Source organism: Armatimonadota bacterium, from assembly GCA_031459765.1.
Lineage (GTDB): Bacteria > Sysuimicrobiota > Sysuimicrobiia > Sysuimicrobiales > Kaftiobacteriaceae > Kaftiobacterium > Kaftiobacterium secundum.
The window spans coordinates 123,750-140,395 of sequence record JAVKHY010000002.1 but is presented as its reverse complement, the minus strand read 5'-3'; the positions used below and the strand labels follow the sequence as shown (position 1 = coordinate 140,395).

The window sequence follows — 16,646 nt, the reverse complement described above, 5'->3', positions numbered from 1 at the left end:
CGATGAGCACCGAGGTCGCCCGACGCCCGGAGTGGCTCAAAGCGCGGCTCCCCACCGGGGAGAACTACCGCGAGCTCCTGGGGATCATGCGCCGGCAGACCCTGCACACGGTCTGCGAGGAGGCGCGCTGCCCCAACCTCGGGGAGTGCTGGCACCGGCGGACGGCCACCTTTCTCATCCTGGGCAACATCTGCACGCGCTCCTGCGCCTACTGCGCCATCGTCCACGGCCTGCCGACGGAGCTCGACCTCCAGGAGCCCGAGCGCGTGGCCGCGGCGGTGCGGGCCATGGGACTGCGCCACGCCGTGATCACCTCGGTGAACCGCGACGATCTCTCCGACGGCGGCGCCGCGGTTTACGCCGCCCTCATCCGGCGCATCCATGAAACCAGCCCGGACTGCACCGTCGAGGTGCTGATCCCCGACTTCAAAGGCGACCCCGACGCCCTGCGCACGGTGCTGGAGGCGGGACCGGAGATCCTGGCCCACAACATCGAGTCCGTGCCGCGCGTCTTCAGGCGCGTGCGCCCCGGCGGCGACTACCGGCGGACCCTCACGCTGTTGCGCCGGGCGAAGGAGTGGGGGTACACGGCCTTCACCAAGAGCGGGATCATCGTGGGTCTGGGCGAGACCTGGGACGAACTGCTGCAGACGATGGACGACCTGCGGGCGGTGGACTGCGACATCCTCACCCTGGGCCAATACCTGCGCCCGGGGCCTGACCACCATCCCATCGACCGGTACTACACGCCGGGCGAGTTCGCGGCGCTCCGCGAGATCGGACTGGAGAAGGGATTCCGGTACGTGGAATCCGGCCCTCTGGTGCGCTCCTCGTACCGCGCCGACATCCAGGCCGCCGAAGTCCGCGCCTTCCGCGCCCGGATCGGCCGGGCCGCGGCCACGACCTGAGGCCGACACTCGCCCGCCCCGCTGCACCCTTCACCCCGTGCCGGCCGCCAGTTGTCTTTGGCCGGCGGAACGCCCCCGGACGAACCGGGAGAATGTCGACTGTGGCCCTCTCCTCCTTTCGGCCAGATCGCGAGATGCGGCGGCCGGCCGACGACCTGGCGCATCAGGTGTTCCGGATCACCTGGAAGTTCCTCCACAGCGACCCGGCCCTGGCCCAGCGGATGCGCGACGCGGCGCTGGTGATCGGGGCCGGGCTGTCGCCGGAGCAGTCTGCCGGGGGGCGGCTCCCGAGCCGGCGCCGCCTGCAGGCCGCGCTCACCGAACTCGGCTACTACCTGCGCTTCGCCCGCCGGTCCGGCCTCCTCGGGGAGGCCGACCATCACCGCATCGCGGCGCTGCACGCCCAGGTGGCCGCCGCGCTGGTGACGCAGGAGGCGCGGCCCGCCGCCGCCGAAGACGCCAGGCGTCACTCGGACCACCGGGAGGGAGTCATTGTGCCGCGAGAGATCGTGAAGTCGGAGGGTGCGCCCAACGCCATCGGACCGTACTCGCAGGCGGTGAAGGCCAACGGGTTCGTGTTTGTCTCCGGGCAGATCGCCCTCGATCCGCGGACGGGGCAGATGGTGGGACAGGACATCAAGACCCAGACCCGGCGGGCGCTGGACAACGTCAAAGCCATCCTGGAGGCCGCCGGGTCGTCCCTGGACCGTGTCATGAAGTGCACGGTGTTCCTCAAGGATATGAACGACTTCGGGCCGATGAACGAAGAGTACGGCAGCTACTTCAAGGAGTTGCCGCCGGCCCGCAGCACGGTGCAGGTGGCCAAGCTCCCGCGAGACGCGCTGGTGGAGATCGAGGCGATCGCGGTGCTGTGATCCCGGAGAACCATGCCTCAGCGGGACTGGGTGAACTCGTCCCGGACCCAGTTCCGGGCCGGCCCGTCGGGGTTACCGAACACCATCGGCGATCATGGGAGCGGTCGGCTGGAGGGGGCATGCGGCGCGCCGCTGCACCTGTGGTACGATCAAAATGTTCCTCCGGAAGTACTGCGGGGTCGGCTAACTGGTAGGCCACCAGCCTTTGGAGCTGGGAGTCCGGGATCGAAGCCCGGCCCCGCAGCCACCTTCATCTCGCGCAGGCGCCGGCTCTCGGGGGGTCGCCGGAAGACCGGGGTGCCATGACCGCGGAGAGTTGTGGTCAGTCGCCGATGAGCCGCACAGCGCAGATCCGCCGGCCGCTGTAATCGCTGTACCAGAAGCGGGAACCGTCCCAGCACAGGCCGGTGGGACGGCCTTCCAGCTGAAAGCGGGCGAGTTCCAGGCCGGAGGGGCGCTCGACGGCAACCAGCAACGCCTCCTGGAAGTCGGTGAACCACAGCACACCGGCCCGCATCGTCAGCCCGGCGATGGCCGGCAGGGCCGGGTACGTGGCCAGGACACGGTGGGAGGCGCGGTCGCGTTCCTCGATCATCGCCTCCTCCTGCCATCCGATCCAGTAGCGATCCCGCTCGACGTGCAGGCCGGAGGCGTTCTCGCTGGCTTCGCCGAGGGGCACCTCCTGCACGACCCTGCCGCTCCGGGGATCGATCGCGACAATCCGCTTCGGATGGCCGGCGATCTGCCAGAGGTCCGTGCCGTCGTGGGCCAGGTCGGTCCGCACGGCCGGGCAGGGAATCTCTCGCGTGACGCGGCCGCTGGACGGGTCGAGGCAATAGATGCGTTCGGTCTCCGCATCGGAGTGCCACAACGCCGCGCCGTCCCAGGCCATCCCGCAGAGGTGGGTGCCGGGAGCGGGGAAGGCGCGTTCCGGAGGAAGGCGGGGAGGGACGAGCAGCACGCCGCTAGCGCCCCCGCCAGCCCGGTCCGCGGACGACCCGTCCCGGCGTGGCGCCGGTGTGCTCGCCGTCGCGGATCACCGGCACACCGTTGACAAAGACGTGACGCACCCCGGTGGCGTACTGGTGCGGCCGTTCGTAGGTGGCGCGATCGGCGATCGTGGCGGGATCAAAGAGCACGAGATCGGCAACGTATCCGGGCGCCAGGCGGCCCCGGTCGGTCAGGCGGAGCACCGTGGCCGGCAGCGACGTCAGCCTGCGGACGGCTTCTTCCAGGGTGAGCAGCCGCTCCTCGCGGACGTATTTGCCCAGAACGCGGGCGAAGGCGCCGTAGGCACGGGGGTGGGTGCCGACGGAGAGGAAGACGCCTTCGGCGGCGTACGACCCGGCGTCCGAGCAGAAGCTCACCCAGGGGCGCGCCATCACCGCCCTCACGTTGTCCTCGGACATCGTGAAGAATACGGCCCCCACGTCGCCGTCGTTCTCGACGATCAGGTCCATCACCGCGTCCTGCCAGCCCGTCCGACGTTCTGCGGCGACGTCGGCCAGCGTCCTGCCGGTCAGGGGTTTCAGCCGTGCCTGCTTGAACCCTACGACCAGGATCTCCGAGGGATCGGCGAACAGCGCCATCTCCTGGCGCAGGCGACGTCGGATCGTCGGATCCCGCAGGCGGGCCAGGAGCGCCGCCTCGCCCCCCTCGTGCGCCCAGGGCGGGATGGCCGTGTCCAGGCCGGTGGAGGAGGCGGTGTAGGGATAGACGTCGGCGGTCACCTCGACGCCCTGTGCGCGCTCGGCTTCGATGCGTTCCAGCACGCCGGCCATGCGATGCCAGTGGGCTCGCCCCGAGACTTTGAGGTGGTAGATCTCCCCCCGCGCGCCCGAGGTGTCGAGGACGGTGAAGAACTCGTCCAGCGCCTCGTCGATGCGGGCTCCCTCGTTCCGGAGGTGGGAGATGTACAGCCCGCCGGCCTCCGCCGCGCAGGCCGCCAGCGCGATGAGTTCGGCGGTGTCGGAGTAGGTGGCCGGCGGGTAGATCAGGGCGGAGGAGACGCCCACGGCCCCCTCGGCCATCGCCTCGTCCACCACCGCCCGCATCCGGTCCAGTTCGACCGCCGTGGGCGGACGATTCTCGTAACCCAGGACGTAGATGCGGGCCGTGGTCGCCCCGACGAAGGAGGCGACGTTGCACGACACCCCTTGGGCGGCGAGGTGGTCGAGATACCCGCCCAGCGTCGTCCAGGTCACCGCGTAGCGGAGATCGCCCTGGCGCTCGCTCATCTCCCGCGCCATGGCCTCGGTGAGCGGTCCCATCGACACCCCTTCGCCCAGGACCTCCAGCGTCACTCCCTGCCGGAGGTCGCTCTGCGACCGGCCGTCGATCAGCAGGGAGGCATTGGCCCAGCTCAGCATGTTGATGAACCCGGGAGCGGCGGCCAGACCGCGGGCATCGAGGTCGGCGTGCGTGGGGCCGCCCAGGTGCGGGCCGACGGCGGCCAGGCGGTCGCCTCGGAGGGCCAGGTCCCCGACAAAGGGCGGCGAGCCGCTCCCATCGTAGACGAGGGCGTCGCGGATGATCAGATCGAACATGGCCGGGCAGTCCTTTCTCCGGGCGGTGCGTTTTGATGGCAGGCAATGTCCGCGGTACGATTCGGGGGGAAGGATTCGTTTTCCCACCCAGGGAAGTGCAGACGGGACGACTCGCGGAGCGGAGAATGGGGCAAGCACGCGCCGTGGTGCTGGCGGCAGGGCAGGGGAAGCGGATGCGCTCCGACCTTCCCAAGGTCCTCCACACGCTGTGCGGCCAGCCGCTGCTGAGTCACGTCCTGGACGCGCTGGAGGGGGCGGGGCTGTCCCGTCCGGTGGTGGTGATCGGCCACGGCGCGGACAGCGTGCGCACCGTGGTGGGAACGCGGGGGGAGTGCGTGGAGCAGCGGGAGCCGCTGGGCACGGGGCACGCCGTGATGCAGGCCGTCCCCCTGCTCGACGCCGGCGACGGCCCGATCCTGATCCTGTACGGGGATACCCCGCTGCTGCGGTCGGCGACCATCACCGCACTGCTGGAGCGGCACCGGAGTTCGGGCGCTGCGGCCACCATCCTCACCGCTCATCTGGCCGATCCCGCCGGCTACGGCCGGGTCCTGCGGGCCCCGGACGGCAGCGTGGCGCGCATCGTGGAAGAGGCGGATGCCTCGGCCGGGGACGCCGGGGTCCGCGAGATCAACGCCGGCAGCTATGTGTTCGAGCCCGAGGCGCTGCGCGAGGCGCTGACGCACCTCCGGCCGGACAACGCCCAGGGGGAGTACTACCTCACCGACACCGTCGCCTGGCTGCTGGGGGCGGGCCGCAAGGTGAGCGCCCTTCCGGCGCCGGCGGAGGAGGCGATGGGGGTCAACTCCCGCCGCGACCTGGCGGCGGCGGAGGCCGTGATGCGGCGGCGGGTGCTGGACCGCCTGATGGACGAGGGGGTGACGATCGTGGATCCGGCCACGACCTACGTCCATGTAGGCGTCGTGGTCGGGCCGGACACCGTCATCCACCCGCAGACCTACCTGGAGGGGAAGACGACCATCGGGCGGGCCTGCGTCATCGGACCGCAGGCGCGCCTGCAGGACAGCCGGGTCGGGGACCGGGTCGTCATCGAGGCCTCCACCGTCGTGGGCAGTGAGATCGGCGAGGGCTCGCGGGTCGGTCCCTACAGCCGCCTGCGCCCGGGCAGCCGGATCGGGCGCTTCGTCGAGATCGGCAACTACGCCGAGATCAAGAACTCGACCATCGGCGACTACACCAAGGTCCACCACATGAGTTATATCGGGGACGCCACCCTGGGCGCGCGGGTGAACATCGGCGCCGGCACCGTGACCTGCAACTACGACGGCCGCCGCAAGCACCAGACGGTGATCGAGGACGAGGCCTTCATCGGCAGCGACAGCATGCTGATCGCGCCGGTGCGCGTGGGCCGCGGGGCGGTGACCGGCGCGGGCTCGGTGGTGAACCGGGACGTTCCCCCGGGCGGCGTGGCGGTCGGCGTCCCGGCCAGGGTGATCAGGTATGTCTCGACAGACGCTGCCCGCTGAGCCCCGCCCGGCGCCCTCTCCGCGGAGCGCGGGTGCGCGGCTGAAACTCTTCAGCGGCAGCGGCAATCCCCAGTTGAGCCGCGAGATTGCCGAGGCGCTGGGCGTCCCGCTGGCCGACCTGAGCATCTTTCGCTACGCCGACGGCGAGGTGGGGGTGCGGATCGAGGAGAGCGTGCGCGGCGAGGACGTGTTCGTCATCCAGCCCACCTGCCCGCCGGTCAATGAGAACCTCATGGAGCTGCTCGTCATCGTCGACGCCCTGCGCCGCGCCTCCGCCGACCGCATCACCGCAGTGTTGCCCTACTTCGGCTACGCCCGCCAGGACCGCAAGATGCGTCCCCGGGAGCCGATCTCGGCCAAGCTGGTGGCCAACCTGCTCACCGCGGCGGGCTGCCACCGCCTTCTGGCCGTGGACCTGCACGCCGGGCAGCTGTGGGGCTTCTTCGATATCCCGCTGGACCACCTGCCGAGCCGGATGATCCTGGCCGACTACTTCGCCGCCAAGCACCTGGAGAACGTCGTCGTGGTCTCTCCCGACGTCGGCGGGGTGCCGCGGGCGCGGGAGTTCGCCAAACACCTGGGGGCGCCCATCGCCATCATCGACAAACGCCGGGATCGGCCCAACGACGTGAAGGAGGTCGTCCATGTCATCGGCAAGGTGTACCGGCGGACGGCGATTATCGTGGACGACATCATCGACACGGCCGGCACGCTGACCATGGGCGCGCAGGCGCTGTGGCGGCGCGGCGTGGCGGCGGTCTACGCCTGCGCCACCCACGCCATCTTCTCCGGTCCCGCCGTGCAGCGCCTGGCGCACAGCCGGATCGCCGAGGTGGTGGTGACCAACACCATTCCCCTTCCGCCGGAAAAGCTCATGGACAAGGTGACGGTCCTCTCGGTGGCGCCCCTCCTGGCCGAGGCCATCCGGCGGATCCACCTGGACACGTCGGTCAGCGAACTCTTCGAGCGCGCCTGACGGGGTGGAGCCGTCGCTCCCGGGGTACGTCCTAGAGTGACACCATGAGCCTTCCTGCCTACGCCCTGGCCGGTCTCCTCGCCCTGCTCGTCACCTACGCCCTGAGCGTGGAGATGCAGTGGATCGGGCGTCGGCTGGGGGCCGTCGCCCTCCCCGGCGGCCGACACATCCATACGGCGCCGATCCCGCGGATGGGCGGGCTGGCGATTTTTGCCGGCGTCATCCTGGCCCTGCTGATCGGGTTGCCCATCGACCAACCCGTCACCCTGGTCCGCGAGCCGCGCTATGTAATCCTGGCCGTGCCCTACCGGCCGCTGTCTGCTCCGCTTATGGGGCTGCTGCTCGGCGCCGTCGCCGTGACCGGACTGGGGGCGGTGGACGACCTCCGTCCCCTCCCGGGACGGGTGAAGTTCCCGCTGATCTACGCCGCGGCGTCGGTCCCGGTCTTTTTCGGCATGACCACGCCCTTTCTGACCAACCCCTTCACCGGCACGGTCATCCCCCTGGGGGTCGTCGGCCACCTCTTCACCGTCCTGTGGCTGGGTTCGCTGGCCATCGCCATGAACGAGATCGACGGGGTGGACGGGCTGGCCGCCGGGGTCTCCGCGATCACGGCGGTCACGCTGCTGCTCGCCGCCGCCGCCCGCGGCGATACCGGGATGATGACCGTCGTGGCCGCCGTGGCCGGGGCCAGCGTCGGATTCCTCCGGCACAACTTCCACCCCGCACGCATCTTCATGGGGGACAGCGGATCGATGCTCCTCGGATACCTCCTGGGTGCGGCGGCGGTAGAGGGGTTGTTCAAGTCGGTGACGGCGCTCAGTCTGGCCGTGCCCGTTCTGGCCCTGGCCATCCCGATCCTGGACACCGGCTATGCCATCATCCGGCGCTACCGCACCGGGGTCTCGATCTTCCTCCCCGATCGCGGGCACCTCCACCACCGCCTGCTGGACCGCGGACTGACCCAGCGCCAGACCGTGCTCGTGCTCTATCTCTGCAGCGCCGTCCTCGGATTGGGCGGGCTGGCTGTCGCCGGGATCAACCGCAGCGCCTCACTCCTTCTCCTGGGCGCGATCGTCCTGCTGCTCCTCATCGTGGCCCGGCATCTGGGCCTGCTGCGGGCGCGCCGGCGGACGAAGGAACTCACCGAGCCGCTACCCTGACCCCCCATGGCGGCCATCCCCATCATGACCGTTTTCGGCACGCGGCCTGAGGCCGTGAAGATGGCTCCGGTCGTTCTCGGGTTGCGGGAGGCCGAGGAGTTCATGCCCATTGTCACGGTCACGGGCCAGCACCGAGAGATGCTCGATCAGGTGACACGTCTGTTCGGGATCACCCCCGACCACGACCTGAACATCATGCTCCCGGAGCAGTCCCTGGTAGACATCACCACCCGGGCGCTGCGCGGGCTGTATCGCGTCCTGGGTGAGAGGCGTCCGGCGATGGTCCTGGTGCAGGGGGACGCCCACACGACCTTTGTCGGGGCCCTCGCCGCCTTTTACCACCGGATTCCCATCGGCCACATCGAGGCCGGGCTGCGCACCGCCGACAAGTATCAGCCCTTCCCCGAAGAGATGAACCGGCGGATGACGACGGTGCTGACCGACCTGCACTTCGCGGCGACCCCGACGGCCCGGACCAACCTGCTGCGGGAAGGGGTTCCCCCGCAGGCGGTGGTGGTCACGGGGAATACGGTGATCGACGCGCTGCACCTGGTCAAGGATCGACCCGACATCCCCCTCCCCCCGGGCCTGCCCGAGCTGCGGGGCCGGCGTCTCGTGCTGGTCACCACGCACCGCCGCGAGAACTGGGGGGAGCCCCTCCGGGAGATCTACCTGGCGCTGGTGGAGATCCTCGACCGTCATCCCGAGGTCGAACTCGTCTTCTCGGTGCACCGGAATCCCGCGGTGCGGCGGGTCGTGGGACAGGTGCTGCACGGGCACCCTCGGGCGCATCTCATCGAGCCCCCCGACTACGGCCCCTGGGTCCGGTTGATGCAGCAGGCCTATCTCATCCTGACCGATTCCGGGGGGATCCAGGAGGAGGCCACGGCGCTGGGGCGTCCGGCTCTGGTCCTTCGCCGGGTGACGGAGCGCCCCGAAGGTGTCGCCGCCGGAACGCTGCGGCTGGTGGGGACCGATCGGCGGCGGATCGTGGAGGAGGCCAGCCGGCTGCTGGGCGACCCCGCGGCCTATGAGGCCATGGCCCGCGCCCACAACCCCTACGGCGACGGGCGGGCGGCGGAACGGATCGTCCACGCCCTGCGTTACTACTTCGGACGCACCTCCACGCCTCCGGAGGAGTTCGCGGGCTAGCCGGCAGGCGGCCCGAGGCTGCGGCGACAAGGGGTATAATTCCGATGATGAACCGAGCGGTTCTGGCCCTGGGGGCGGTGGCGGTGATCGCCGTGACGGCGGCGGCGGGGCCGCAGTCCGGCTGGCTGGACGTGAAGAGCACATTGGCCGGCACGGTGCTCGCCGACGACCTGGTGGAGGTCGGCGCGCGCGTCGAGGACGGCCAGCCGCTGGTCTACGTGCGGACGGTGCTGACCGGGACCAAGGCGGTGGCCGCGCGGGCACCCCGGAACGGGACGGTGCGCGAGGTCCTGGTCCGCCCGGGCCAGCGTGTCAGACAGGGGGATGTCGTGGTCCGCATCGAACCACGTTGAATTGCGGCGGCACGGCATGGACGCCGGGAGGCGCCCCGGCGTCTTTTCCTTTTCTTGCCGGGGCGCCTCCCGGCGGGGGATTTGGCCCGCCGGGACGCGAATGTCACTCAGACTGGTGTGAGGGGAGGCAGGGTCGTGGTGCGGTTGGTAGCAGTTCTCGTGATGCTCGCGGCGCTGGTGGTGCCCGGACGCTCCTGGGCGCAGCCCGGCGCCGGGCTGCCGCCGATCATGGCGGTCTCCGAGGTCAGACCGGGGATGCGCGGGATCGGCCGGACGGTGATCAAAGGCCAGCAGATCGAGCAGTTCGACTTCGAGGTCGTCGGCACGCTGCGCGGCGGGGGCGGCGTCATTCCGGTGAAGCACCTCGTGCTGTTCCGGATCTTCGGTCCCGTGGCGGACCGCTCCGGAGGGACCGCCGCGGGCATGAGCGGCAGCCCGCTGTACATCAACGGAAAGTTGATGGGCGCGCTGAGCGCCGGCTACCTGTTCCAGCCCGAGAAGCGTGACCTGGCCCTGGCCACGCCTATCGAGGAGATGCTGCCGCTCCTCGCGCTGCCTGCGGGCTCGCCGCGGGCTGTGTGGCCGCGCACCTACGTCGCCGAGCGCCCGCTGACGTCGGGAGCGGCCCGGGTAGAGCGCCTCGTGATCGCGGAGAGCCCGGCCCAGGCGCGGGCCATCGAGGCGGCGCTGCCCGGGGTGACCGCCTTCGTCCCGGCCGCCTTCGACGCCACGGCGTCCGGCCTCTCTCCGCGCGCCCGGCGGATCCTGCAGCGGGCGCTCGGGATCCAGCAGCCGATCCTTCCTTTCTATCAGGAGACCGGCGACCCCACGGACTTCCGGCCCGGACCGATCACCGGTGGCAGCTCGGTGGGGATCCTGCAGGCCCAGGGGGACCTCAACTTCGGTGGCATCTGCACCGTGACGCTGCGCGTCGGCGACCGGCTGCTCATCTGCGGGCATCCCTGGGACAACCTGGGCGAAGTGGAGTACGTGCTGACCGCCTCCGAGATCATCACGGTGGTGCGCACGTTGGAACGGCCCTTCAAGGAGGGCAACCTGGGACAGATGATCGGGAAGATCGATCAGGATCGGGGTCCCGGCATTCGCGGGATCCTGGGCCAGATGCCGCGGCTCTTCGCCGTCCGGGTCACGGTGATCGATCAGGACACCGGCCGGCGCGTGGAGAAGGGCACCCAGGTGGTCCGCCGGCCGGATCTGGCGAAGATTTTCGCCACGGCGATGGCGCTCACCGCCATCGACCGCTCCCGCGACGCCCTGCTGGGCGGCGGCACGGCCACGGTCACCACCAGCCTGCGCGGCAAGGGGCTGCCCCGCGTGCTCACGCGCAAGAACCTCGTCTACAACAGCCGGGACATCGCGCTGGCCTCGATCCTGGAGCTGCCCCAGGCCCTGAACTTCCTCCTCTACAACGATTTCGTGCAGGTCGACCCCATCGACGTCAGCATCGAGATCGGCCTGACGTCGAGACGCCACACCGCGGCGCTGCTCGAGGCGCAGGTGGAACACCGGGAGGTGGCGCCGGGGCAGTCCCTGCGCGTCCGCCTGAACCTCCGACCCTTCCAGGAGGATGCCGTGACCTCGCGGGTCATCGACGTGCAGATTCCGCAGAACTTCCCGCGCGGCCCGGCGGTGCTGGTGGTCGGATCGGCCGGCCCGCGGATCCCGACGGAGTTCCCGCTGGAGGAACGAGTGACCCAGTTCCTGCTGGAGGAGCCGCAGCCCAGCCCGGTGGACAATCTGGACGACGCGATCAGGTTGTTCGAGGACTTCGGCAAGAATACGGACATCCTCATCCAGCTGGTGCCCTTCGGGTTGCCGTCGGACGGCACCGAGTTCGTCAAGTTCGACGTCTTCGCCGGCCGTGTCGTGCGCACGGACTGGGTGATCCAGGGGGAGGTGCAGGTCCCGATCCTCGTTCGCTGAGCGGTCCCGGCCTGCCCGTGGGAATGAGGAGAGCAGGGGGGCCTCACCCCTGAGACGCCGCTGCGGTCGGCGGGGCAGGGTGAGCGTGTTCCCCGCACCGATGCGCAGAGCTTCGATCATCGTCGTCATCGTCGCCCTCCTTGCGCCGCTCCTCGCTGCCAGGGGCCGGACGGCCTTTGCCGCCCCCCTGGACTGGGTGCGGACCCGCGTCGTCGAGGAGGCCAGCCGGGCCCTGGGTCGCGACGTCGAGGTGGAGGCGATCTCGGGAGACCCGGTTCGCGGGCTGGTGTTCTCCGGCGTCCGGGTCGCCGGTCCCCCGGGGCGGCCGGGCGGGCCGATCTTCGCCGCAGCGCGCATCACCGTGACCTTCGATGTTCCCCGCCTGCTGCGGGACCTGGCGCTGCGCCGTGGGGTGAGTGCCGGCATCACCTCCGTGGTGCTGGAGCGTCCCCTGCTGGCGATCTCCCGTGATGCCCGCGGACGGTGGAACGTCGAGGATCTCGCCCGCCGCAGAGGCGTCGTTCCTGCCCAGATCGCGTTCCGCGGCGAGGTGGTGTTTCGCGAGGGGTCCGTCGTCTTCTCGGATGCGCGCCGCCTCCCGGCGCCCTCCGCGGCTCCGTCGTCCCCCTTCTCCGCGCACTTCGACCGCGTCACCGGCGCCCTGGATTTCAGCCGCCTCCCCTCCCTCGGCTTCGTCCTCGATGCGGTGAACACCGACGGGCGGACGCCGGCGACCCTCCACGCCGCCGGAACGGTTGCCACCGGGGGAAGGACCCTCGCCCTCGACCTCACGACCGGCGGAGCCTCCATCGACCACTGGGGCCCGTATCTCGTGCCGCTGCCCTGGCTGGTCTGGGGCGGGGGGACGTTCGACGGCACCCTGCACCTGCTCGTGTCACCCTGGCGCCGCGCGCGGGCCCTGGACTACCGCGGCGTCATCCAGGTGCGGGACGGCAGGGCCGTGCTCCTTCCCCGCAGGACGGTCCTCTCGGCCATCGACGGCCGGCTCGCCGTGGACAACCTGGGCGTCGCGACCGAGGGGATGACGATGACCGTGGGCGGCTCGCCGCTGTCCGTCCGCGGCACCGTGACCTCTGTCGGAGGGGTGGCGGTAGATCTGGCGCTGCGATCTCGGGCGCTGGACCTGCGCACCCTGCAGTCCCTGCTGTTCCCGCGGGCCGGGGTGCGGATCGCCGGCCGGGCCGGGGGCGAGGTCCGTGTCGTCGGCCCGCTGGACTCTCCCCGGGTGGAGGGCGAGGTCAGGGAGGCTTCGGGAAGCATCAACGGGCACCCGATCCGCGACGCATCCGGCCGGCTCACCTACTACGGCGGCGTGGTGGTGTTCGATCACGCCACTGCTGCGGCAGCCGGCGGGCGGCTGCAGGGGCATCTCCGGCTGGACCTGGACTCGAGGCGATTCTTCCTGTTGGGCAGCGCACGCTCCGTCGAGCTGGGCGCCTTGGTCGCGGCGGGCGGGCCCCTCGGTCCCGCGCCGGCCGGTCGCGTCAGCGGAATGGTCGCTGCGGCCGGCGACGCCGGGTCGATGGTGATCCAGAGCCGCGTCACGGCCGGGGCCGGCCGACTCTTCGGCGAGTCCTTCGACGGGATCGAGGCGCTGATCGGGTACGATCGCGGCCGGATCGAGATCGACCGTTTTGAAGCGCGTCAGGGGAGGAGTCGCCTGCATCTCTTCGGCACGGCCGGGCGGTCCGGTTCCCTCGACCTTGCGGTTTCGGGGACCGACATCAACCTGCGAAGGGTTGGAGACCGGCTCACGGCGCCGCACCCGGTGACAGGGATCGCCGATGTGCGGGCGCAGATCCGGGGATCGCTGCGCTCCCCCGTCGCCGACGGCGTCCTCCGCGCGCGGGGAGGCTCGCTGGGCCCGCTGACCTTCGATGAAGTGCGCGGTCCGTTCCAGGTCACCCGGACGGATCTGAGCACGACCGGGCTGGTCCTCACCGAAGGGAAGGCCCACGTGACGGCCCGGGGCGGACTGCGCTGGGCGCCGCCGGGGAGGATGGATCTGACCCTGGACGCTGCAGGCTGGCCTGCGGCCCGCGTGGTCGAGATCGCCCGGCTACCCCTCCGGGCCGCCGGGACGGTGCAGGGCAGCCTGCGTCTTGCGGGACCACTCCGGAATCCGAAGATCGAAGGGACGGCGACGCTCCTCGGTGGGCAGGTCGCGGGGCAACGCATCGATCGCGCCGAAGCCGCCTTCCGCTGGACGGGCACCGCGCTCGACCTGGAGGCCCTTCATTTCCGGACGAACGCCTCGACGATCGGAGCCCGGGGCCGCGTGGCGCGGAACGGCCGGATCGACCTGACCTTCGCCGCCCGGGATCTGGATGTGACCGACATCGCGGCCATCACCTCGGACGCTGTGGCGGCGGCCGGACACCTCGATCTCAGCGGAACGCTCTCCGGCACCCTCCGCTCTCCCGCGGTCAGCGCCACGGTGGCGAGCCGGGACCTCGCGCTCAACGGGCAGCGGTTCCCCGCCGCCGAAGGCCTCATCCGCTACCAGCAGGGGAGGCTGACCCTCGCCCCGCTCACGCTGCGGCAGGACGACGGGGCGTTCACACTGTCGGGGACCGTCCCGCTGCGTGCCGATGCTTCCTTCGATCTCGACGTCGCGGCGCGCCAGGCCCGTCTGTCCACGCTGCTCGGGCTGGGGCGCATCCGGTCGCCGGTGGCCGTCCAGGGCACCGTCAGCGGGCGGCTCCGGACCTCGGGGACCCTGACCCGGCCCCGCGCCTTGCTGGACGTCACCGTCTCGGACGCGCAGCTGGGAGACCAGCCGATCTCCGAAGCCGTCCTCCGGGCCGAACTGGCCGACGGTATCGTCACCCTGCAGGATCTGCGTGTGAGGCCCGAACGGGGAGAACTCGTCGGGGCGGGGCGCATCGACCTGCGGGGCGAGAGCGAGGTCGAGGTCGGTGGGACGGGTCTGGACCTGGACCTCCTGCGCCCCCTGCTCAATGTCCGCCGCCCGCTGGGCGGGACGATGGACGCGACGGTGCAGCTCAGCGGGACGCTGAACGACCCGGTCGTGGGGTTGTCCTTCAGCGCGCAGGAGGGCGCGGTTGGCGCGGCCCGATTCGACCGCCTGATCCTGCAGGCGTTCTACCGCGGCGGCCAGCTGCACATCGAGAACGCGCTGCTGCAGGAGGACCGCCACAAGGTCCGGCTCACGGGAACGGTCCCCTTCAACCCCGCGCGGTTCCGTTTTGACGAGAGCCGCACCATGGCGCTGCATCTGGACCTGGTGGACTCCGACCTGGGAGCCGTCGGCCTGCTCACGGACCGGGTGGAGGAGGCCTCGGGACCGCTCACCGGGGAGGTGGACATCACGGGGACCGTGGCCCGACCGCAGATGCGGGGGACGGTGGCCACCAGCGGCGGGACGCTGAAACTGCGGGGCGTCGCCCCCGCGCTGGAGCAGGTCACCGGGGAGGTTCGTCTGAGTGAGGACACCCTCCACACCGGCGGCGTCACCGCCCGGATGGGCGGTGGAGAAGTCTCCCTGACGGGTTCAGCCGGGATCCGCAACTTCCGCCTGGACCGCTTGGCCCTGGACCTGAGGGCGTCGGGAGTCCGCCTGGAGATCCCGCAGCTGTACGCCGGGTTGGTGGATGCGGGGCTGCGGATCGGAGGGACGGCGGCGCAGCCGGAGATCGCCGGCACCGCCACCCTCTCCCGCGGCGACCTTTATGTCGGCTCGTTCGCCGCCAGGACCCCCGACCGGAACGGCCGGTCGGGCATCGATTCCCGGCTCAACGTCGAGCTCGTCGCCGGCGACGCCCTGTGGGTGAACGTGGGATCGCTTCGGCTGCCGGCCCACGGCGCCGTCCGTGCCGGGGGGACCTGGCGGGCGCCGCGGCTGGCCGGAGAGGTGACGGCCGACCGTGGAACCTTCGTGGCCTTCAACCACAACTTCACCCTGACCGAAGGCCGCGCCACCTTCACCGAGTTCCAGGGGGTGATACCGACCATCGATGCCCGGGCCGAGACCCGGGCCACCGTCATCCGGCCGGGTGCGCAGTCGACCCGACCCGAGGTCGTGCCCGTGATCATCTACCTGCACGTCACCGGCACGCCCGACAATCTGACGCTGGCCCTGAGCTCAGAGCCGCCTCTGGACCGGGCGGAGATCGTGGCCGCGCTGGCCCGTCAGGTCGGCGTCACCCGGTTGCTGGCCGGCGAGTCGTTGGAGACCGTGCTGCGGGCGGAGCTCAGCGCCGCCCTCTTCGGCTCCGTCGGCCGCGCCGTGGCCCGCGCCCTGGGCCTGGACGAGTTCACCATCGAATACGCCACGGCGCGCCCCCTCACACTGCGCGTGGGACGACTGCTCATCCGGGATCTCTACGTTACCCTGACCACCGAGTTCACCGACCAGCGGCGCTACATCTGGGGCCTGGAATGGCGCCTCACGCCGATCACCATGTTCACCCTCTCGGTGGACAACCTCGGCGCGCTGGAGTTCCTCTACCGGCTCACCTACCGCTATTGACTTCGGAAGAGGAGTTCGGTCCGCGAAGGGGGAATGGGCAGCGAGGCGGTTCTGAATACCCGCGGCGCATCCGGAGGGATTCGTGCTTGCCGACTACCTCGCCGAACTCCAGAAGATCGATCTGCTCGACACCGCGGAGGAACGTGACCTCTGGTACCGCTACCGGCACCTGGGCGACGGCGACAGCCGCCTGCGCCTGATCGAGGCCTACCAGCCGCTGGTCTTCAAAGTGGTGATGCGTCTCCGACCGCCCGAGCCGGTGGTCATGGACATGATCCAGGAGGGCACCATCGGGCTGATCGAGGCCGTGGAGCGCTTCGATCCCCGGCGGGGCGTCCGGTTCTCGACTTTCGCCACCTACCGCATCCGCGGGCGCGTGCTCAACGCGCTGCGGCGCGGCCAGGATGTGTCCCGGCAGACGGCGCTGAACGCCGGGCTCCCCGATCCCTCCGCCGAAGCCGCCCTGCTGGCGGTGGAGGATGCTGCGGCGGCGGAACGCATGCGGGCGGTCCTGTCCACCCTGCCGGCGCGGGAACGCACCATCCTCAACGCGACGTATGTGGAAGCCCGGGAGCCCCGTCGGGTCGCGGAAGAGTTGCGCATCAGCCTGTCGCACTTCTACCGACTCCACAAGCAGGCGCTGGTCCGGCTCCGGGGCCTGGTGGGCGACGGTCCGCATCATCTGGGGCAGGCGCGCGGATACTAATGGTCGCGGGGGAAGGCGTCTGA

The 16,646-nt window shown here is 70.8% G+C and carries 12 protein-coding genes and 1 tRNA gene; 11 read left to right on the top strand and 2 right to left on the bottom strand.

Features of this window, described 5'->3' with window-relative positions; genetic code table 11:
• The first annotated feature begins 2 nt into the window (after positions 1–2).
• The 3 genes from lipA (at position 3) to QN141_03330 (ending at position 2,030) form a co-directional block, all read left to right on the top strand.
• Positions 3–908: a lipoyl synthase gene (lipA, locus tag QN141_03340; protein ID MDR7557499.1), complete on the top strand. Its 906-nt coding sequence runs from the start codon at positions 3–5 to the stop codon at positions 906–908.
• A gap of 92 nt (positions 909–1,000) precedes the next feature.
• Entirely contained in the window at positions 1,001–1,783 is a 783-nt protein-coding gene (locus tag QN141_03335) for a RidA family protein (protein MDR7557498.1), read from the top strand.
• 172 nt (positions 1,784–1,955) lie between these two features.
• Positions 1,956–2,030, top strand: a tRNA-Gln gene (locus tag QN141_03330).
• A gap of 75 nt (positions 2,031–2,105) precedes the next feature.
• Here the strand turns inward: QN141_03330 and QN141_03325 are convergent.
• Both QN141_03325 and QN141_03320 read right to left on the bottom strand, forming a co-directional pair.
• The gene (locus QN141_03325; GenBank protein MDR7557497.1) at positions 2,106–2,744 is read right to left on the bottom strand and encodes a hypothetical protein; all 639 of its coding nucleotides are present in this window, start codon (positions 2,742–2,744) and stop codon (positions 2,106–2,108) included.
• 4 nt (positions 2,745–2,748) lie between these two features.
• Positions 2,749–4,329 (bottom strand): D-aminoacylase, encoded by a 1,581-nt coding sequence (locus QN141_03320; protein MDR7557496.1) that lies wholly within the window; start codon positions 4,327–4,329, stop codon positions 2,749–2,751.
• Between the two features lie 125 nt (positions 4,330–4,454).
• Here QN141_03320 and glmU point away from each other — a divergent pair, with 125 nt between their 5' ends.
• The 8 genes from glmU (at position 4,455) to QN141_03280 (ending at position 16,623) form a co-directional block, all read left to right on the top strand.
• Positions 4,455–5,816, top strand: a complete 1,362-nt coding sequence (glmU, locus tag QN141_03315) for a bifunctional UDP-N-acetylglucosamine diphosphorylase/glucosamine-1-phosphate N-acetyltransferase GlmU (protein ID MDR7557495.1) — start codon at positions 4,455–4,457, stop codon at positions 5,814–5,816.
• Positions 5,791–6,792, top strand: coding sequence for a ribose-phosphate pyrophosphokinase (locus QN141_03310; protein ID MDR7557494.1), 1,002 nt, complete (start codon positions 5,791–5,793; stop codon positions 6,790–6,792). The genes glmU and QN141_03310 overlap by 26 nt, the downstream gene beginning before the upstream one ends.
• 44 nt (positions 6,793–6,836) lie before the next feature.
• Positions 6,837–7,955: an MraY family glycosyltransferase gene (locus QN141_03305; GenBank protein MDR7557493.1), complete on the top strand. Its 1,119-nt coding sequence runs from the start codon at positions 6,837–6,839 to the stop codon at positions 7,953–7,955.
• A 6-nt stretch (positions 7,956–7,961) separates the two neighbouring features.
• Positions 7,962–9,107 carry a UDP-N-acetylglucosamine 2-epimerase (non-hydrolyzing) gene (wecB, locus tag QN141_03300; protein MDR7557492.1) on the top strand — a complete coding sequence of 382 codons (1,146 nt, stop codon included), beginning with the start codon at positions 7,962–7,964 and terminating at the stop codon, positions 9,105–9,107.
• Between the two features lie 47 nt (positions 9,108–9,154).
• Positions 9,155–9,460: an acetyl-CoA carboxylase biotin carboxyl carrier protein subunit gene (locus QN141_03295; protein ID MDR7557491.1), complete on the top strand. Its 306-nt coding sequence runs from the start codon at positions 9,155–9,157 to the stop codon at positions 9,458–9,460.
• A 135-nt stretch (positions 9,461–9,595) separates the two neighbouring features.
• Entirely contained in the window at positions 9,596–11,404 is a 1,809-nt protein-coding gene (locus tag QN141_03290; GenBank protein MDR7557490.1) for a hypothetical protein, read from the top strand.
• Positions 11,405–11,504: 100 nt separating this feature from the next.
• Complete coding sequence (locus tag QN141_03285; protein ID MDR7557489.1) at positions 11,505–15,917, top strand: translocation/assembly module TamB domain-containing protein; 4,413 nt, start codon at positions 11,505–11,507, stop codon at positions 15,915–15,917.
• Positions 15,918–15,999: 82 nt separating this feature from the next.
• Complete coding sequence (locus QN141_03280; protein MDR7557488.1) at positions 16,000–16,623, top strand: sigma-70 family RNA polymerase sigma factor; 624 nt, start codon at positions 16,000–16,002, stop codon at positions 16,621–16,623.
• Positions 16,624–16,646 lie beyond the last annotated feature (23 nt).